The organism is Flavobacterium sp. PL12 (assembly GCF_039123485.1).
Classification (GTDB): Bacteria; Bacteroidota; Bacteroidia; order Flavobacteriales; family Flavobacteriaceae; genus Flavobacterium; species Flavobacterium weaverense.
This window is the reverse complement of sequence record NZ_JBANDI010000027.1, coordinates 33594-55092: the sequence shown is the minus strand read 5'-3', so window position 1 is coordinate 55092 and position 21499 is coordinate 33594. Positions and strand designations below refer to the sequence as shown.

The 21499-nt window shown below is 32.0% G+C and carries 12 protein-coding genes and 1 pseudogene; 10 read left to right on the top strand and 3 right to left on the bottom strand.

Translation table 11 applies throughout. The features are described 5' to 3' along the window. Window positions 1–93: 93 nt before the first annotated feature. Window positions 94–531 (top strand): annotated as a pseudogene (locus RCH19_RS12505) (GAF domain-containing protein); the annotation flags it as partial. A gap of 2 nt (window positions 532–533) precedes the next feature. Here RCH19_RS12505 and RCH19_RS12500 read toward each other — a convergent pair. After that, entirely contained in the window at window positions 534–1700 is a 1167-nt protein-coding gene (locus tag RCH19_RS12500) for a Pycsar system effector family protein (protein ID WP_343023502.1), read from the bottom strand. Window positions 1701–1725: 25 nt separating this feature from the next. Between RCH19_RS12500 and RCH19_RS12495 the strand changes: the two genes are divergently transcribed. Further along, on the top strand, window positions 1726–5463 hold the full coding sequence (locus tag RCH19_RS12495) for a metallophosphoesterase (RefSeq protein ID WP_343023501.1): 3738 nt from the start codon (window positions 1726–1728) through the stop codon (window positions 5461–5463). On the opposite strand, the gene RCH19_RS12490 is transcribed toward RCH19_RS12495, so the two are convergent. Further along, a complete protein-coding gene (locus RCH19_RS12490; protein ID WP_343023500.1) occupies window positions 5446–6321 on the bottom strand; it encodes an SdiA-regulated domain-containing protein in 876 nt (291 codons plus the stop codon). The genes RCH19_RS12495 and RCH19_RS12490 overlap by 18 nt on opposite strands. Window positions 6322–6405: 84 nt before the next feature. Next, window positions 6406–7473: a hypothetical protein gene (locus RCH19_RS12485; RefSeq protein WP_121924342.1), complete on the bottom strand. Its 1068-nt coding sequence runs from the start codon at window positions 7471–7473 to the stop codon at window positions 6406–6408. 503 nt (window positions 7474–7976) lie between these two features. On the opposite strand from RCH19_RS12485, the gene RCH19_RS12480 reads away from it, so the two are divergent. The 8 genes from RCH19_RS12480 to RCH19_RS12445 all read left to right on the top strand — a co-directional run bounded on the left by RCH19_RS12480 (window position 7977) and on the right by RCH19_RS12445 (window position 21288). Then, complete coding sequence (locus tag RCH19_RS12480) at window positions 7977–9809, top strand: PAS domain S-box protein (protein ID WP_343023499.1); 1833 nt, start codon at window positions 7977–7979, stop codon at window positions 9807–9809. Then, entirely contained in the window at window positions 9799–10197 is a 399-nt protein-coding gene (locus RCH19_RS12475; RefSeq protein WP_343023498.1) for a response regulator, read from the top strand. The genes RCH19_RS12480 and RCH19_RS12475 overlap by 11 nt, the downstream gene beginning before the upstream one ends. Window positions 10198–10588: 391 nt before the next feature. Beyond that, window positions 10589–12418 (top strand): PAS domain S-box protein, encoded by a 1830-nt coding sequence (locus tag RCH19_RS12470; RefSeq protein ID WP_343023497.1) that lies wholly within the window; start codon window positions 10589–10591, stop codon window positions 12416–12418. After that, window positions 12408–12797, top strand: a complete 390-nt coding sequence (locus RCH19_RS12465; protein ID WP_121924338.1) for a response regulator — start codon at window positions 12408–12410, stop codon at window positions 12795–12797. The genes RCH19_RS12470 and RCH19_RS12465 overlap by 11 nt, the downstream gene beginning before the upstream one ends. Window positions 12798–12870: 73 nt before the next feature. Beyond that, window positions 12871–13767 (top strand): ATP-binding cassette domain-containing protein, encoded by an 897-nt coding sequence (locus RCH19_RS12460; RefSeq protein WP_343023496.1) that lies wholly within the window; start codon window positions 12871–12873, stop codon window positions 13765–13767. 60 nt (window positions 13768–13827) lie between these two features. Further along, on the top strand, window positions 13828–14664 hold the full coding sequence (locus RCH19_RS12455; RefSeq protein ID WP_121924336.1) for an ABC transporter permease subunit: 837 nt from the start codon (window positions 13828–13830) through the stop codon (window positions 14662–14664). Window positions 14665–14679: 15 nt separating this feature from the next. Continuing rightward, complete coding sequence (locus RCH19_RS12450) at window positions 14680–16776, top strand: choice-of-anchor L domain-containing protein (RefSeq protein WP_343023495.1); 2097 nt, start codon at window positions 14680–14682, stop codon at window positions 16774–16776. 24 nt (window positions 16777–16800) lie between these two features. Beyond that, the gene (locus RCH19_RS12445) at window positions 16801–21288 is read left to right on the top strand and encodes a T9SS type B sorting domain-containing protein (RefSeq protein ID WP_343023494.1); all 4488 of its coding nucleotides are present in this window, start codon (window positions 16801–16803) and stop codon (window positions 21286–21288) included. Window positions 21289–21499 lie beyond the last annotated feature (211 nt).

The window sequence follows — 21499 nt, the reverse complement described above, 5'->3', positions numbered from 1 at the left end:
TCTTCTTGTTCTTGACATAATTATGCTAATTTAGGGTTTTTAATCCTATCTTAAATCTAAACAAAAAGTTGTACCGTTTTTGGGGAGCAGCATAAACATCACCAATTAAAAAGCAGTTTACCGTATGAGCTTGATGTAACTTCTCTAATTTTAGTTTTTAGCTCTCCTATTTCCATACGATTTAGAATGGATGAAAAACGTTTTGACGTAGATGGAACTTATAATGCACGATACGAAGTTGTTAAAAAACGCATTGATAAAGCAAATATAAAAGGAACTATGGAACGAATCACTGAGGAAGAAAAAATTACAATCGTATATTCTCACAATAGCGAGCGAATTGAATATCTCAACTACATAAAATTTTTACAGTTCAAGAACATATTAGAACCACTCATCGAGGAGTTTGAAGTCGAAGAATTGCAAGGAGTTTCTGGTCTAAAAGCAATACGTGTAAAAGTTCAGAATAACAATTTCGATCAGAATATAAAAAAATACAGTTATGAAGACCTTCTCAAGGAGTTACATTAAACTCAAACCATTCGGAAAGCAATCACAAAGGAAATAACAGATATTATGATTCCGAACATAAAGAAATTATAGGTAATTCTAAGAAGACGATATTTTCTTTCGAGAACTAATCCTAAAAAGTATAAATCTTTAATCATTGAATTATAGAGATAATCTTTGTCCTTCATCATTTCGTTCATTGCCCATTGGTATTCATCAAGCGGCATTTTATAAAAATTACCAAAGAATAATAAATTCACTTTTTTATTTTCAATATCTTGTCTCGTAAAAACGCCTTTAGTAACTTTTGGTCTCGTAGAAAGTATTGCAAATATTATTGTAATAACGCTAGATAGCAACATTATAAAGGTTGGAATCATTAAATGTGCATTGCTGGGACTGTCTAATTTTGGAATTAGTGTAGAAAGTGCGATTGAAATTATAATGGCATTTACGGAAAGTAAAATATTAGCTTTGCTATCCGCAATACCACTTAAAGTCGTGTGATTGTTTAATGTAATTCGGAATAAGGTGTCAACGGCACGATCTGGCTTTTCTTCCTTAGACTTTTTCTTTACTTCTTTTAAGTTGCTTAATTCCATTTTAACTTTATTTTCTTGCAGAATTTGTATCGTTTTCTCTTTTGCGGTTTGCCAGTTTTCTAATGCATACTTAGTATAATATTGATGCCTATTAACTAGGAAATGTATGTTTTCATTATTCCACTCTAAGTCAGAAAAAGTTTTTTGACTCGTGTTTTGAAGCTCCATCCTCAAAGCATTACACGTCACGTCGTATTGAGTGCTGGAAATATGATGTGAATCAGCATCGTTTATTATTTTTTCTAGGAGTGTTTGTGGAATATATCCTAGTGTGGTCGAGCGAATTAAAGTAGCAACGCTTTCAATAGTTTGAGAATCTTGACCTTTATTGATTAAAAAATCAGTCATCATTGCAATACTAGATTCTTCATGTTGATGGCATCCATTAACATAACCAACATCGTGAAACCAAGCTGCAAGAAGTAGAATCTCTTTGTCAACAATATTCAAATCTTCAACCGTGATAATCTCATTTACAGCAGCAACTACATCAGTGGTGTGCTTTAAATTATGGTAGGTATATAAAGTAGAAAGTTTATCTTTGAATAATTTTTCAATGAATGCTTTGGCCGCTTCTATTAGGTTCATGGACTAATTTTTATAGTACTAAATTATGAAATTAATTTCGGATAACTCTTTTATTACTTTTAATAAAAAGATTTTTATAATACTTGTTGGAACATTTATTTTACAATCCTGTGCAACACATCATGCACAATATGGGAAAAATATTCAAAATCCTATAAAAGAGCAAACTGCTGAAACTTCAAAAATTACGCATACTTTTTTTTTAGTTGGTGATGCTGGAAATTTAGAGGAAGCTACAACACAAAAAAATCTTGGTAAGTTAGAAAATCGCTTAAAAAAAGCAGATAAAAACTCTACTCTATTGTTTCTTGGAGATAATATTTATCCTAAAGGTTTGCCCAACAACAAAGATTTAGTAAAGCAAAAAATTGCAGAAAGTAAATTAAATGCGCAACTAAAATTATCAAATGATTTTAAAGGACAAACTATATTTATCCCTGGAAATCACGATTGGTATAGTGGCATCGAAGGATTAGAACGTCAGGCTAAAGCAGTAACGGAATACCTCAACAATAAAAAATCATTTCTTCCTAGAAAAAGTTGTGGAATTGAAGATCTCGAAATTAACAAAAATTTACTTTTAATTACGATTGACAGTCAATGGTATATAGAGGATTGGGACAAGTTTCCCACGATCAATGACGACTGTACAATTAAAACTCGCGAAGATTTCTTCGACGAATTAGAAGATTTATTAGTAAAAAATAAAGACAAAACAGTTCTACTAGCGGTGCATCATCCATTAATGAGCAACGGAACTCATGGTGGACAATTCTCAATGAAAAAGCAACTATTTCCTTTAGAGCAAAAAATTCCGTTACCTGTTTTAGGGTCTGCACTTAATTTTCTTCGCGCAACTTCAGGCATAAGTCCGCAAGACATTCAAAATAAGTACTACACTAAATTTACGCAAAGAGTAAAAACGTTATTACAAAGTAATGATAATGTAATTATAGTTTCTGGTCATGATCATAATCTACAATACATAGAAAATGATGGTATAAAACAAATAATCAGCGGAGCGGGTTCAAAATTTGAAGCTGCAAAATCGGTGTTTGCTAATGATTTCTCTTATGGTAAAAATGGTTATGCTTCTTTAGATTTTCACGAAAATGGAACAGCGCAAGTATCTTTTTATGGACAAGAGGACGGAATTGAAAAATTACTTTTTCAACATAATGTGTTAGAGCAAAAAAATAATTTCGAGACAGCAAACTTTCCAAAATCATTTCCAAAAACGACCACTACAAGTATTTACAGTGATAAACAAACTAAGAAATCTAAATTCTACAAATTCCTTTTTGGAAAGCATCACCGCAAATATTACAATCTACCAATAGAAGCACAAACAGCCACAATTGATACGCTTTTGGGTAGTTTGCTACCAAAACGCGCTGGTGGCGGACATCAATCTAATTCATTGCAACTGATTGATAAAAATAAAAAAGAGTACGTAATGCGTGCACTTAAGAAAAGTACGGGAAGATTTCTTCAATCGGTAGCATTTAAAAATCAATTCATACAAGATGAGTTTAATGGCACCTACGCTGAAAGTTTATTAGCTGATTTTTACACAACAGCTCATCCCTATACTCCATTTGCTGTTGGAAATCTTGCAGAAAAAATTGGAGTATCTCACACGAATCCTAAATTATATTACATTCCAAAACATCATGCCTTAGGCTCTTTTAATGCAGATTTTGGAAACGAACTATATATGGTTGAAGAAAGACCAACTACAAGCCAAATAGCGGTGAAAAGTTTTGGAACACCTTCAGCAATTATAAGTACAGAGGATGTATTAAAAAATCTTTTGAAAGATGAAAAGTATTCAGTAGATGGAAGTGAATATATTCGAGCACGATTATTTGATATTTTAATAGGCGATTGGGATAGACACGATGATCAATGGCGCTGGGGCGAATATAAAGTAGGTGAAAAAATTGTCTACAAGCCAATTCCTCGCGATCGCGATCAAGCTTTTACAAAATATGATGGTACATTACTTTCCCTTTTAATGAAAAGTGTTCCGCTGCGTCACATGCAATCTTTTAGAGATAAAATAAAAAATGTAAAGATTATGAATCGCGAGCCTTATCCTTTAGACCTTGCTGTTTTGAAAATCAATAATGAAGACGAGTGGATCACGCAGGCAAAATACATAGAAGATAAATTATCTGATGCAGCTATAGATGCAGCATTTGAAAATTTACCGAAGGAAGTTCAAGACGGAACAATTGAGGACATTAAAAGAAAATTAAAACTGCGTAAAAAAGACTTACAAAGTGCTGCTTCAAAATATTATGCAGTGTTGCAGCATACTGTTTTGATTGTGGGAACTGATAAAAAAGACAAGTTTGTAATCCATAATACAGATAAAAACAATCTAGAAATCCAAGTTTATCGCGTTAAAAAGGATAAAGAGGAATTACAATACACTAGAAATTTTACTACTGAAAAAACAAAAAAAATATGGATTTATGGATTAGATGACGATGACATTTTTGAAGTAACGGGAATGAAAAACTCAGGAATAAAAATTCGTTTAATAGGTGGTCAAAATAATGATTCTTACACAGTTAAAAACGGAAAAAATATAAAAATTCACGATTTTAAAACAAAAGAAAATACTTTCGATATAGATTCCAAAGCTAAAACTTTATTGTCAGATGATTATGAAGTTAGCTTATACGATTACAAAAAGCCAAAATATAATTTCTTTTCAGTACTGCCTAATATTGGATATAATCCTGATGATGGAGTAAAGCTAGGCCTGATCACTGGTTACAAAGTGAATGATTTCAATCAAAATCCTTACACTCAAAAACACAGCTTAAAAACCAATTACTACTTTGCCACTTCTGGATTTGAACTCGGATACAATGCCTCGTTTCCAAAATTATTTGCAGAATGGGATTTAGATTTTGAAAGTCAATATACAAGTCCAAATTTCACAATCAATTATTTTGGAGATGGAAATGAAACTATTAATGATGATGAAAATCTTGGTAAAGATTACAATCGCGTTCGAATGAAAATGATCAAAGCGTTTCCGTCAATAAAAAAAGTAGGGAAACATGGAAGTACGATTCGGTTCCAAACTAGCTTTGAAAGAATCACTGTTGAGCAAACAAGCAATAGGTTCGTTACTTCTGCGACAAACTTAAATCCAGAAGTATTCGACAGTCAACAGTTTGCTGGTGCGAATGTGAAGTACAGTTTTGAAAATTATGATTTTCCAGCTTTTCCATCAATGGGAATGGGATTTTCGATGACAGCTGGTTGGAAAACAAACTTATCAGATGGTAAAAGAAATTTTCCAATGCTTGAAAGTAAACTAAATTTCAATCATAAAATTGACGCAAATGGAAAAGTAGTTTTCGCCACAATTTTCAAAGCTAAAACTATTTTAAATAATAATTACGAATTTTATCAGGGAGCAAATTTAGGAGGTGATTATAATTTAAGAGGTTTTAGAAATGAACGTTTTTTAGGAAATAAATCTTTTTATCAAAGCACTGACGTTCGTTGGGATTTAGGTAAAATCAAAAGAAATCTTGTTCCCATGTCTTTTGGAATTTTAGGCGGATTTGACTACGGTAGAGTTTGGAAAGACGGTGAAACTTCCGAAAAATGGCATAAGTCCTATGGTGGAGGATTATGGTTAAATGGCCTCAATACTTTGACAGCCCGACTCACTTATTTTAAAAGTATTGGCGATGAAGAAGCTAGGATAGCAGTTGGTTTAGGATTTGGTTTTTAATGCAGTGAGATTAACATCATAGACATTCCCGCCTTCATTTTTAGTTCTTTCATCCGCGATAAATAAAGTAGTATTATCTTTAAAAGTAACGGCTTCTTTTTGAGAAAAATGATTTAATTCTAGTGTTGTTTTTTTACCATTTAGAAAACTATCACTTTTAAAATTTTCGAACATTATTATTTTATCATGCGTTAAAACAACTACTTTTTTGTCGTCTGGACTTATTGCGGCACTAGTAATAGCACAGCTATTATACTTGTTGCAAGTCTTAAACTTACCCATTAAAACAGCTTGGTGAAATCCTGCTTTGTTGGGAATTTTATAAACAAATGAAGTGCCATCAAATCCTTTACTTCGATTTTTTGTAAAGAGATAAAAGTTATTTTTAAATTCAAAAAAACCTTCAACATCATAAAATAGATCTGATTTTTTAGGTGGGAAATCTTTTTGCTCTGGATATACAAAAGAAATCTTATAGGATGGATTTACTCTTTCAGATTGCAAATCTTTTTTGTCAATTTTATAAATGGAAAGATCTTTTCTTCTATTCTCGTTGTTACCAAAGTCACCTATGTAGAAGTTACCTTGTTTGTCTCGAGTAATATCCTCCCAATCAACATTGTCAGTGTTTTCTATTGTAATTGTTTTTTCAATTTTCCCCTTTAAATTTATACCATAAATCGCATTAGCATTGCCGTGGTCTTCCAATGCCCACAATAATTTGCTATTGCTATCATAAGTTAATCCCGAGACTTCTTTTAATTTTTTAGGTAATGAAAAGATTGTATTAAGAGAAGTAAACCCTTGTTGGCAACCCAATAATACAACAACGGACAACAATAGAAATATTTTTTTCATATTTTACTAACTTAATTTTTCATCTGCTACGCTGACTGGAAAGCAGAAATCTAATTTTTTAAAATTTCACAAAATGAATTACAATTATTGCACCTTGTTTTTAAACAAATTTATGTTCTTGTAATTTCTAATGATGAACTCAAATGCTGCAATCATTATATTACCCATTGATTTTGCTTTCTTAAAATTCAAATCATTGGTATAATTATACAGCTCCATTTGTAATTGCTCTAAATGGGAATCTGGTGCAATATTATCTTGTCCCATAATCTTTAGTAACATTTTAATGCGATTCTCTGCAGAAAGAATTCTTTTAGCTAAAACAGATCGCTCTTCATCTTTGTATTGTTCGATCGAACTATTTTGCAATTTGTCTTTTACCAATTTAACCATTGGATAATTCTCCTTAAAAAATTGAGGACGATAGACTTTAAAATTACCTTCATAACATTGTTGGTCAAAATCTATTGCACGAATTCTATAAACTACTTGGTCAAAATCATGAATAGGAATAACAACATAGTTGTAAGCACGCATATCGCCTAATAATCGAATCATACAACGTTCATTGAACTTTACAAATTCTTTTGCAATTTGTGCTTTTTCGGTTTCAGTACATTCAGTAAGTAACGTTTTTATAAAAACATCTCCTGCAATCCCCATAATGTGCTCTTCAACTAGCGTGTCTCCGTACACTAAAAAGTTAATCTTATCCGGTGAAAGAATATGTTCCAACTCTAAACCGTAAACCCGTGAAGCATCAGCTTTTTTAATGTAAAAGTGAGTGTAATTATCATTTAATATATTTCTAACTTTTATTCTAAAAGGTTTAGAGTTTCCAAATGTGCAATAATCAATACAATCGACATTCAAGAATTTAAGAATCCCGAGATTACCATCAGAATGTAAAAGCGAATATATTTTTTTTAAATTTAAGTCAATTTCTTGTCTTTCAAATTCATTGTAATACACTCTGATCCATAATGTATCCTGATCATGTTTATCATAAACAGTTATAGAACCTGAAAAACGCAGTAAATCGTCATAAAAAATAGAAACTTTTGAAATCCTATCAAAACGCTCTAAATACTTTAGAAGAGAATCGTTTATAGGATAGGACGGCTTTTTAAAAAGCATTATTGGCTCACTCATACTAAAATAGGTTTAAAGCAAAATTACGATAAATTAAAATGAAAAGTATTTAAACCTAAACGAAGGAAACGAAGTGATTTAAAAATATGAATTAAAAGAAAGAAGCTAAACTAAAACAAGCTTTTATAATTGATTTTTCTATCTCTAAATCATAGAATTTTCGTTGTCGAAATAAGCTTAACTATCTTAAATATAGTTTATTACGTTAAAATTTACATTGTTTATTCGAATTATAAAGTCGATAAGATAAATAGCTACAATAAAACAGGGAAATATTTCAAGTAAAAACCTAATTTTCAGTAGATAAGCAAATTGTTTCTTAAAAAATCAATGACTTTTCGAAAATATAAAATTTATTAAAACATTGATTAGCAGTTGTTTAACTAATTATTTTAAGGCAGTTTTTAATTTGACAGAAAGTTTATCATAAAAAGAATTTGATGAATAGATATATATTTTATATTTGGAGACCCATATTTACCTAAAATACTTAAAACCTAAAAATGACAGACAAACTTGAACTGTATTTCAAGGCTGCTCAATCTGCAAAGATTGGCATTTGGAAAATTAATCTGGAAACGAATCATGTCTTTTGGGATAGCGTTACTAAATGCATTCTTGAAGTCGGTGAGGAATTTGAGCCAGTGTATGGTAATGCGCTAAATTTTTATACAGAAGGAGAAAGCAGAGATCGCATTAAAAGTATGGTTTGTGGTGCCATAACTGAAGGAGTTTCATTTGACGAAAAATTCCAAATCACAACTGCAAAAAACAACATTAAATTTATTGAATGTATTTGCTTAGTTGAGAAAAATAGCGAAGGTGTACCTACTAATTTACTAGGAACATTCCAAGATATTACGACCGAGCAAAATCTAATTAACGAATTAGAATTAAATGTTCAGAAATTCTCATCTATATTTTCTAGCGCTAACGATGCTATCTTCATTATCGATACTTCTAACGGAATTATAACAGACTGCAATCCTCGATCAGCTGCTCTTACGGGTTACGATATTTCCGAATTAACGGGTTTGCATAATTCACAGCTTTTTCCAGAAAAATATAGAAAAGAAGTTAGATTTTTTTTAAAGTATAATTTGTATAGAAATGAATACACTGTTGATGAAACCTATATTCAAACAAAAAAAGGTGAATCTATTCCTGTAGAAATTGCCTCGGGAAAAAAATTCCAGGTTGATAATGTAACGTACCTCGTTTGCTTTATAAGAGATATTAGCGAACGAAAAAATTCTGAAAACAAACTAAACTTATTATCACTCGCTGCCTCAGAAACAACAGATACAATTGTAATTGCTGATGAAAATGGCGCTGCGATTTGGGCTAACAAAGCTTATCTTGATCTTACGGGTCGAAATATGAATGAAATATTAGGTAGTAAAATAGACTATATTTCTAATGGTCCAGAAACAGATAGAAATGCAACTTCCCTCCTACGTAAAGCGATTAAAAACAAAGAAAGCATCAAGATCACAATACTCAATTACAGTAAGAATGGAGAAAAGTATTGGTTTGAATTGAATATCACAACAGCACTTGATAATAATAATAATTTTATAAATTTCATTTGTATTGGTCGAAATGTAACGTCTAGAATTGAAAGAGAATTAGAATTAAAAGAACTTCTCGAGGTAACTAGTAATCAGAACAATAAGTTATATAATTTTACACATATTGTTTCCCATAACATTAGATCTCACACTAGTAATCTATCAATGGTAGTTGATGTTATTGAAAGTACAGATGATATTAACGAAAAAATATCCTACTTCGATTTATTTAAAGAGGGGACTGAAAAACTCTCTGAAACCATTGAATACTTAAATGAAATTATAACAATCCAACAAAAAACAAGTATAGAAAAAAAAGAGATTTGTTTAAAGAAGGAAATAGAAAAGACTAAAAAATCGTTAAGTTTAGTTATTAAAGAAAGTCAAATTACTATTACTGATACAATTCCTGACCGACTCATTGTATCAGCTATTCCCGCTTACATTGATAGTATTTTACTTAACTTATTTACAAACGCAATTAAATATAAATCATCAGAACGAGATGCAACTCTTGAAATAGGATACGAAATAATTGATGACTACACAGTAATCAATTTTAGAGATAACGGTTTAGGATTAGACTTAAAGAAAAATGGTCATAAACTTTTTGGAATGTACAAGACATTTCACGGTAATGAGGATGCTAAAGGAATTGGATTATTCATAACTAAAAACCAGCTAGAAGCTATGAACGGCAAAATAGAAGTGGAAAGCACGGTAGACGAAGGATCAAATTTTAAAATTTATTTAAATGAAAAATAAATTAACGTACATTATCGACGACGACAAATTAACTGTCAAATTAATGACCATTCTTATTTCGAAAAATAAATTTTGTGAGGAAATTAAATCCTTTTACAATGCTGAAAATGCATTAGAACTTCTTAAACAAAATTCGAATAATGAAGGCCTGTTACCTGACGCAATATTATTAGACATAAACATGCCAATAATGGATGGGTGGCAATTTCTCGATGAGTTTATCCACTTATCCTTAAAAAAGAAGATCTCTGTTTTTATTATGACCTCATCAATCGATCCAGCTGATATTGAAAAAGCTAAGGAATATACTGTCGTTAAAAATTATATTGAAAAACCCATCACTTCTTTAAAATTAGATTCTCTCTGTAAATTAATTGAGGCCTTGTAGAACGACGATTTATTTTAATCTGAAGTACGATTATTGTATTTTAGAACGATTAATAGCACTTATTTCTCCAATAATAAATCAATACTACTTTCCTTGCTATCTTTTAATAAAATTTTTAGTATCAATTTGCTTTTTTTTTTCGAAAAGAGATGCAACTCTGGATTTTCTAATTCCTACCTATTATTTAGAAAGTATTGATTTTATGATGCTCGATTCTACTACTTAAATAAATGAAAGTTGCTATAATCACAACACAGATTTGAAAACTTGATATGAATTGTAAAAACATGGGTTGAATTAAAAAGTGTTTTTGCTATTTCGCAGAGAAAATTGGCTTTTAATCTATATATTTGAGAACAAGAACCGATAATTTAATATTAAACTTACAAATATGCCAAAAAAGCTTAATCGGTATCTCAATGCCGCACAGTCAGCAAAAATTGGTATATGGGATCTCAATCTTAAAAAAGAAACTGCATTTTGGGATTCAGTTACAAGAAATATTCTTGAAGTTGATGATGATTTTATCCCTGTAAAAGGTTCCGCTATTGACTTTTATCAAAAAGGTGAAAATAGAGATCGTTTTGTATCGCTTTTACATCACGCGGTCGAAGAAGGAATTCCATTTCACGGTAGATTCCAAGTGAACACTGCTAAGAATAATGAGCGACATGTCGAGTGCATTTGCCAAGTCATTTTTAAGAAAGGCAAACCTCGAAGATTAGTTGGCACATTTAGAGATATTACAAAAAAACAGAATCTAATTAACGAATTAGAACTGAATGTTGAAAAATTTTCTTCTCTTTTTTCGAATGCTAATGACGCCATTTTTATTATTGATACCTCCGATGGCTTAATTACACAATATAATCGCCGAGCAGCAGAACTGACAGAATTTAATGAGTCAGAATTAATAGGTTCACCCTTTTCTCATTTGCTCATTGGAGAAAATAAAAAAGATTCTTTTGTTTTCCTTGAAGATCATATTTTACAAGATAATCACATTATTAATGAAGCAATTTTAAAGACGAAGTCTTTAAAAAGCATAACTGTTGAAGTCTCCTCTGGAAAAAAGTTTAAAGTACGTGATAAGAACTACTTAGTGTTTTTTATCAGAGATATATCAAATCGAAAAACTGCAGCAAGGTACATGAATATGCTTTCCTTGGCAGTTTCGGAAACGAATGATACCATAACTATAGCAGATCCAAAAGGAAAGACAGTTTGGGCAAATAATGCTTATTTAGCGTTAACTGGTTTTACTCTCGAAGAAATCGTTGGTCATACACCTGGCTTTCTATCTAAAGGTCCAGAAACTGACGTTGAAACTACAAATTTAATGCGTGAATCCGTTCGCAACAGGGAAATTGTGAAAGTTACAATTTTAAACTATAAAAAAAATAAGGAGAAATATTGGTACGATTTAAATATAACTCCAGTCTTTAATCAGCAAAACGACCTGATCTATTATATAGGAATTGGTAGGGATGTTACAATTCGCCACAGCAAAGAAATCGAACTTAACAATTTGCTTACTGTGACGACTGATCAAAATAAAAAGCTATTTAATTTTGCTCATATCATTTCGCACAATATTCGCTCACATACTAGCAATCTAGCTATGGTGCTTGAAGTAATAGAAGATGCTGACACCACAGAAGAGAAATTGTCCTATCTCCCACTCTTTAAAGAAGCGACAGAAAAACTTTCTGACACGATAAATTATCTCAACGAAATTGTTACTATTCAAAAAAGCACAAATTTAAGTAAGACAAAAGTCAACTTAAAAGATGAAATTAGAAAAGTAAAAGAGTCATTAGCACTCGTTATTAGCGAAAATAAAGTTACAGTTTCAGATACTATCCCAGAAGATTTAACGCTATTTGTAGTTCCCTCTTACCTAGAGAGTATATTAGTAAACCTATTTACAAATGCAATACGATACAAGTCTCCAAAAAGACCAACTACTTTAGAAATTAATTGTGAGTCCAATGGTGAGCACACTATCGTCAACTTTAAAGATAATGGTCTGGGAATAGATTTGGAAAAAAATGGTCATAAAATATTTGGAATGTACAAAACATTTCATGGAAACAGTGATGCGCGCGGAATTGGCTTATTCATAACAAAAAATCAAATTGAGGGAATGAAAGGTAAAATTGAGGTCGAAAGTAAAGTAGACGTTGGTTCAACCTTCAAATTATATATAAATGAAAAATAGAAGAATCTACATAATTGATGATGATAAGTTGACGGTAAAATTGATTAGTATGTTAATTCATAAAAATAAATTTTGCGACGAAATCCATTCTTTTTATAACGCACAAGATGCTTTAAATGAACTAAAGCAAAATAGTGAGAATAGCGATGAATTGCCCGATGGAATATTACTCGATTTGAATATGCCGATAATTGATGGCTGGCAGTTTCTAGAAGAATATGTAAAATTAGATATCGTAAAAGATATTTCGATTTATATCGTGTCTTCATCAATTGACCCAGCAGACATTGAAATGGCAAAAAAGCATGAGTTTTTAAAGGATTATATTATGAAACCTATAACTGCTGCAAAGCTAACAGCAATGTCTTTTACCTTTTAAAAAAACTAAATAGAAATGAGCAGTAACATTTTAATATTTTATTCGTCTTATAAAAAACTAAAAAGCTACAATTTTGCAAACAATACTTTCTGTTAAAAATCTCACTAAACGTTATGGCGCTCTCCAAGCTTTAAAAAACGTTTCTTTCGAAATTCAAAAAGGCAATGTCTACGGGATATTAGGGCCAAATGGTAGCGGAAAATCTACCACTTTAGGTATTGCCTTAAACGTAGTTAATAAGACTTCTGGCGAGTACAGTTGGTTTGATGGTACGATGGAGACGCACGAAGCTTTAAAGAAAGTAGGTGCAATAATAGAGAGACCTAATTTCTATCCTTACATGACTGCCAAAGAGAATCTCGAATTGGTTTGTAAAATAAAAGGAATTAATTATTCTAAAGTTACCGAAAAACTTGAATTAGTAGGTTTGGTCGAAAGACAATATAGTAAATTCAGTACTTTTTCATTAGGAATGAAGCAGCGATTAGCAATTGCCTCAGCACTACTAAATGATCCAGAAATTCTAATTCTTGATGAACCTACAAATGGACTAGATCCTCAAGGAATTCACCAAATAAGAGATATTATAAAACAAATTGCTTCAAAAGGAACGACAATTCTTCTTGCCTCTCACCTCTTAGACGAAGTGGAAAAAGTTTGCACTCATGTTCTCGTTCTAAGAAAAGGTATAATTCTGTATACTGGTTTAGTAGATGGAATGTCAGCTAACGATGTCTTTTTTGAATTACAAGCGGATGACAATGATACTCTAATGTCTGTTTTATCAGTTCATCCTGCGGTAAAGAATGTTGCCATAGACCAAGGAAAGGTTTTAGTTTATTTAAAAGAAAATTTAGAAGCAAAAGAACTTAATAGATTTCTATTTGAAAAAAACATAGTGTTAAACCACTTGATTAAGCGCAAAAACAGTCTTGAAGAACAATTTCTAGAACTAACAGAAAAAAACTAATTAGATTAAATCAAAGTTTAATCTAACACTTATCCAAAATCAAGTTCAAATACTTATTTCATGAAAAGACTTCTCGCAATAGAACTTCAAAAAATATGGAAAAATAAAGCTAGTCGGGTTTTGACTCTAACTTATTTTATTCTTTTAACTTTCATAGCTTTAATCGCATCTATCAAATTTGACTTAGGAATATTTAAGTTCCATTTAGCTGAAATGGGGATTTTTAACTTTCCATTTATTTGGCATTTTAATACCTACATCGCATCCATCTTAAAATTGTTCTTAGCCATTGTAATTGTTTCCATGATGGCAAATGAATACAGTTACGGAACTCTTAAACAGAATTTAATCGATGGTATGAGTAAAAGGGAATTTATTGAATCTAAATTTCTAACCGTCGTTTTATTCGCTTCATTTTCAACTATTTTTATTTTTGTAATGTCGCTTATTCTAGGATATAGCTTCTCGTCCTACACTGAAGTGAGCATCGTTTTCTCTGATTTAAAATATCTGCTAGCTTATTTTGTAAAATTAGTAGGTTTCTTTTCATTCTGTTTATTTTTAGGAATATTAGTGAAGCGATCAGCGTTTGCTTTGGGGTTTTTATTAGTTTGGAATATTATTGAAGGTATTGTAAAAGGAATTTTAAGTTTTAAAATCTTCCCAGATTCAAAAAGCGCAACTTCAATCATGCAATTTTTTCCATTAGAATCTATGTCTAATTTAATAGTAGAACCCTTTACCCGATTGTCAGTTGTTAAAAATCTGGGTACCCAAATTGGTTTAGATAATATCAAAAACTATGATGTAGAGTTTAAATCTTTACTCATCGTTGTATGCTGGACTGTCATATTTGTTTACCTATCCTACAGATTATTGAAAAAAAGAGATTTATAGTATATTTGCGGGAATATGAAATTTCTATTACAAATATTGCTTTTTGCTTCTCTACACTTGATTCCAAGTTTTAGTTCAGCTCAATCTATTCTCGTTGATGATAATCAAACTGCACAGCAATTAATAGAAGATGTCTTAGTAAGAAGTAGCTGTTTTGCTATTTCAAACGCAACTGTAATTGGAGATTCCTATACTGCTGGAAAAAATAGTTATGGCTATTTCAGCAAGCAAGGTGGCAGTTTCCCTTTTAACGAAGGCATTATTTTAAGTACTTGGAGCGCTAAAAATTCTGAGAACGGTCCATTAGCTGTGAATAAAGCATTGCCTGGTGATTCTCGTTGGTTAGGAGACACTAATTTACAAGTTGCCTTAGGAATTATAGCACCCGAATTAACTAAAAATGCTACAGTTTTAGAATTTGATTTTATTCCAAAAACAAATTTTATCAGTTTTAACTATTTATTTGCCTCTAATGAATATAGAGACTATTTCCCTTGCGAGTTCACTGATGGTTTTGCTTTTTTAATTAAAGAAAAAACCAGCACAGGACCCTACATAAATATTGCAGTGCTGCCTAATTCTTCAGTTTCAGTCTCTTCAAAAAATGTACATCCATTTGTTCCTCCTTTTAATGATATTATTAGCGGTGTTTCAAAAAGCGGATGTCCTCCTAGCAATGAAAATTATTTTGGAGGATATAATACTAGTACCAGTCCAATAAATTATTACGGACAGACAAAGGTTTTAAATGCACAAAGTGTAGTAACAGCAGGAGTAACTTATCATATAAAATTAGTAATAGCTGATTATCGCAATGAAGAATTTGACTCCGCAGTTTTTCTTGAAGCGGGAAGTTTTGCGCCAAAAATAAACTTGGGACGTGATCAAACAATATGTTTTAATGAGAATACCGTTCTTGATTCTGGCCTTAGAGATAGCAATTATAGCTATGAATGGTTCAAAGATGGCGGTACCACACCATTAAGTGGTGAAGACAAATCCACATTGAAAGTCACCGCAGCAGGAATTTACTCTGTTGAAGTTACTTTAGCACCTAACTGTATAGCCAAAGGAAAAGTAACTGTAAATTATAAATCAAAGATAACAAAAGCTATTACTCAATGTGGAGATGAATTTGGCGACGGTATTTTTGACTTGACTACTATTAAATCTAGCTTAAATTTAAAATCCACTGACGTACTTACGTATTATTCTGATCTAACACAAACCGAAATTACCAATCCTTCCAATTATTTTTCTACACCAAAAACAGTTTACGCGAAGGTTGCTAATAGTACTGGTGAATGTCTCAACTTCATTGAAGTAGAGCTTAAAGTTTTAAGCACATTAAACGCTTTGCAAACTCTCAGTTTTTGTGATAATGATGGAATGCAAGATGGAATTCGTTTGTTTGATTTGAAAAATGAAATAGACCCACTCATTCAAGTAGTAGTTGGTATTAATTATTTAGTGGAAGGCTACTATTCCTCATCATCAGACGCTGCGACTAAGCAATTAAAATTAGCAAATTCTTACAGAAGCAAGCCAAATGAGATCATTTATACAAGAGTAGAAAATGGCAATGATTGCTACGGCATATATCCAATTGAATTAAATATCAAACAATACAGCAGCGCCAATCCAGATATAATAAAAAATATTGAAATAAATAATTTCGCTGGAAGCAATAATTCTGTGGAAATAGAAACCAATGGTTCTGGTCCATTTGAGTATTCACTTGATGGAATTCTTTTTCAATCGAACGCTATATTCAAGAATATTACAGCAGGTACTTATACTGTTTTTGTGAGGGACAAAACAAGCTGCATTTTATCCGCAGCCATGATAAATGTACTTGACTATCCGCGCTACTTTACTCCTAACGCAGATGGAATAAACGATGTATGGACAATAAAAAATCTTGTTTTATTTCATAAAGCTATAGTGAGTATATTTGATCGTTATGGCAAATTAGTTTATGAGCTTAATACGTTAAGTAATGGATGGAATGGGAATTTCGATAATAAACCACTACCGGCAGACGATTATTGGTTTCACATAAAATTCACAGATTCTAAAACAATAAAAGGACATTTTTCGTTAAAAAGATAGAATTAATTTTCATATTTTTAGCAAATGAAAATAAAATTACTGCTGTTATTTGCTTTTTTATCTATTAGCTGCTTTGCTCAACTAAGTAAAACGCATTATATTCCGCCACTTACTTGTGCTGATGATTTAGCAGGTGATCAATATATTTACATATCAACTCCAAGCGCAACGGATGTTAATTTTAAGATTAATATTATCGGCGGACTCATTATTGCTGGAAAAGTTAGTAAAAGTAGACCAGAGATGTATAAAATTGGGGATGGAGAAAATACTCAATTGATGACTTCAAAATACAATATCGGTAAACTAAATAATAAAGGATATATTATCGAGGCCGATGATTTAATCTATGTTAGCGTCAGACTCAATTCAGGTTTTAATATAAATAGATTAGGTGAAATTAGCTATGTGCACGCTGGAGGTTTAGTGTCTAAAGGAAATAGTGCTTTAGGCAAAACATTTAGATTAGGTGCAATGCTTAACACTGCTTCAGATAGTTCTTTATTAAATTTTGCTTCAATATTATCGACTGAAAAGGGCACCAAGATCAAAATCTCAAACATTCCGTTAGGTACAACTTTAACTAATGGAATCGTGGTAGATGGAGCAATCGATATTTTTTTAGATAAAAACGAGAGCTACGTAATTGCAATCGATAATAGCAGAAATTTACTATCTAGTAATAGTTCTAATATTATAGGTGCGTTAATAGAATCCGACAATCAAATTGTGGTAAATTCCGGATCATTTGCAGGTACTAATAGTAATATATTAAACAATAGTGGTACAGCGATAGGAAGAGACGTTGGATTTGATCAGATTGTCCCTTTTGAAAAAACTGGAAAAGAATATATTTTTATAAAAGGCATTGGAACCAACGAACTTGAGCGTGTTTTACTCATTGCGCACAAGACCAATACATCAATCTTTGTCAATGGGAATTCAAATCCAGCAATTACATTAAATGCAGGAGAATTTATAGCGTTAGATGGTAGCCAATACATAAATGATTATTTATATATTACTTCATCTGAAAATATTTTTGCTTATCAAAGCATTGGTGGTTTAGCCACTGGTACTCTTCCAAACGGAAATCCAAATAATCCGCCTGCAAATCAGAACTTGTTTTTTGTACCACCAATCAATTGTGCTACTCCAAATGCAGTTAATAATATTCCGTGGATTGAACAGATTGGAAATGTGTCTTATAATGGAGGTTTAAATATTGTTACAAAATCTGGTGCAAAAGTTCTAATAAATGATCTCCCTATTACATCAAATCCGAAAGTCATAAGTGTAAATCCTGCTTATGTTTATTATACTGTCAATAAATTATCTGGAAATATTAGTGTGAAATCGACTAGCGAAGTTTATGTTTCTTATTTTGGAACTAACGGTGCCGCAACTTACGGTGGCTATTATTCTGGTTTTGATACTAAGCCCGAAATTATTTCTGAAAAAATAGCAGTAACAAATTCATCATGCATACCGAACGTAATTTTAAAAATCAATACATTATCATCCTATGATACCTTTGAATGGTACAAAAATGATCAAGTAATTGTCGGTGAAATTTTAAGTTCGTATACTCCACAAGAACCTGGATATTATCAGGTAAAAGGCAGCATTTCGGGGTGTCCTAGCTCAGTTCCAATATTTTCTGATAAGATAGCGGTTAGTTATTGTCCACCTGATAGAGATAACGATGGAGCTAATGATAACATAGATATCGACAACGATAACGATGGAATTACTAATTGTACGGAATCTAATGGCGACCAACCAATAGATATTTCAAATTTAGGAACGATACGTACATTAGGATCTAGTAGCACGGTTATAAATCCCTTGACTAGAAATTTAGATGGAAGTTTCATATCCGAAGTACCCGCCGGAAAAGACAATTCAGTTACTTATGATGTTACTTTTGCTACTCCTTTATCTGTCGCATTAGAATATGTTACTTCTGCAAATTCCGCTGATTTAATGACTTCTGACTCCGAATTAATTTTGAAATCTCCTATTGACAAAACCATAACTGTTTTAAACCCTGGCAATCAATTATTAATTGACACCAATTACGATGGAATTTATGAAAGTGGAATAGAAGAATACTCTTCGTTTGAAATAAGATTTAGACTTAACAGCACTACCCCTTTGGCTGCTGGAACAGGAACATTTAGCTTTCGTTCTTATCTGACGGATTCTTTGACTTTCATTCAAAAAAATCTTTCCGAAGACTTCAATAGTAAAGCAACTTTCAAAATTATCGCCACATGTGTCCCTCGCGATTCAGATGGTGATGGGATACCGGATGCTTTAGATTTTGACAGTGATAACGATGGCATACCAGATATAATTGAAGCACAAGGAAGAAATCCTAGTACGTTATCCGGAATCGATTCTAATAAAAATGGATTGGATAATGCTTTTGAACCCATACGAATCCCACGTGATACCGATGGTGATGGGATTCCAGATTATTTAGATTTGGACAGTGACAATGATGGAATTTTTGATATTGTCGAATCAGGAAGTGGCGCTATCGACGCAAATTTTGATGGAGTAATAGATGGATCTCCAAATTCTTTTGGCACAAATGGACTTGCCGATGCTTTAGAAACTTTTGACGATAGTGCAGTATTAAGAAATTCAATTGCTGATCTCGACAGCGATGGCACGTATAATTATATTGACTTAGACAGCGACGGAGATCTATGTTATGATGTTGTTGAAGCAGGTTTCCTAGATCCTGATGGTGATGGATTACTAGGATCTGTTGTACCGCCAACGGTGAACATGCTCGGACTAGTTGTAAGTAGAATCAATGGATATTCTACTCCTGATTCTAATTATCTTACTAGAATCGAAATTACAACACAGCCAAATGTCACTCCAAAGTGCGAAATGGAAAATGCTTCAATATCAGTAGGTGATACTGGCAGTAATACTCATGAATGGCAAGTTTCAATCGATGGGAATACTTGGAATAAGATTAATGATGCAAATCCCTATTCAGGTGCAACAACTAACATATTATCTATCTCAACTGTTAGTTATGCCATGAATGGTTTTAAGTACCGCGTTAAATTGAATAATTCTGGTAATTCTTGCAGTTTGTTTTCTGATGAAACTACACTAATTGTCTATCCTAAACCTATTGTTAATACTATAACGATAGTCCAGTGCGACGATGATACGGATGGTATTACCGACTTTAATTTAACGGTAAAAGATAATTTCGTATCTGCTAATTCACAAAATGAAACTTTTACATTTTTCACTACTTCAATAGCTGCAACATCCGCAGATCCAAACTTTAAAATAACAAATCCAACATCTTTTTCAAGCGGAGATGGAATCGTTTGGGCAAGAGTAGAAAATTTAAACGGATGCTTCACCGTTGCTCAATTAAATTTAAAAGTATCTGTTACACAAATTCCTGCGACCTTTAGTCGTACGTTTTTTGCTTGTGATGATTATATTGATAACGTGAATGATGACCAAGATGGAGTTGCTACGTTTGACTTAAGTAGCGTGACAGTAGATATTAAAAATATTCTCCCTTCAGGAAATTATACTATAAATTATTACGAAAATGAAAGAGATGCTTTATCACAATTAAATAGCATAACGAATATATCTAATTATAGAAATATAAATAGCAATAATCAGCCTAATTCTCAACAAATATGGGTACGAGTCGATAGCACTTTAGATAACGCATGTTTCGGAGTGGGTCCATACGTAACATTGACCGTTAATCCAAAACCGAACATTGACACAAACGACAATAAAACTAAAAGTGAAATAGTTTGTGCAAATCTTCCAGCATTTTTTGTAACACTCAACGCCGGAATCAATGATAGGACTTCTACAAGTGCCTACACTTACATTTGGGCAAAAGACGGTGTAGTTTTATCAGATACAACTCAAACAATTAATGTGAATACTGAAGGAATTTATACTGTAGAAGTAAGCTCACTCGCATCTTGCAGTAGAATAAGAACAATTGAAGTCAGCAGTTCTGATTTAGCAACAATAACTAATATTGACATACTTGATTTAGCAGAAGTTAACACAATAACAGTGAATTCTACTGGTCCTGGAAAATACGAGTATACACTCGATGATCCTTTTGGGTCTTATCAATCCTCTAATATTTTTGACAACATAGCGGCAGGAATTCATGAACTATTTATTAGAGACATTAATGGTTGTGGAATTGTCAGCAAAACTATTTCAGTTATTGGCGTTCCTAAATATTTTACTCCTAACAACGACGGATTTAATGATTACTGGAATGTAAAAGGAATAAATTTAGCTTTTAATTCAAATTCAACTATTTATATATTTGATCGATACGGCAAATTACTAAAACAATTAAACCCTTTGAGCCAAGGATGGGACGGTACTTTCAACGGTATTCACTTACCATCAGATGATTATTGGTACACTTTAAAATTAGAAGATGGACGCCAAGCCAAAGGACATTTCAGTTTAAAAAGATAATAAAAATTATTTGGGCGTGCCACCATAAATTAAAAGGTAAAACTTACGATAATCGTGAGTTGGACCTTTTTTTTATGCTGTCAGGCTATCCGCTCCGCCGCGGCGGATTGCTCCTATCCTTCACGCACTTGTAAGATCAATCAACTCTGCTATTGAAGTATGTTATCTTATAAAACAGAAAACCCATTCAAATTAATGAATGGGTTTGAAA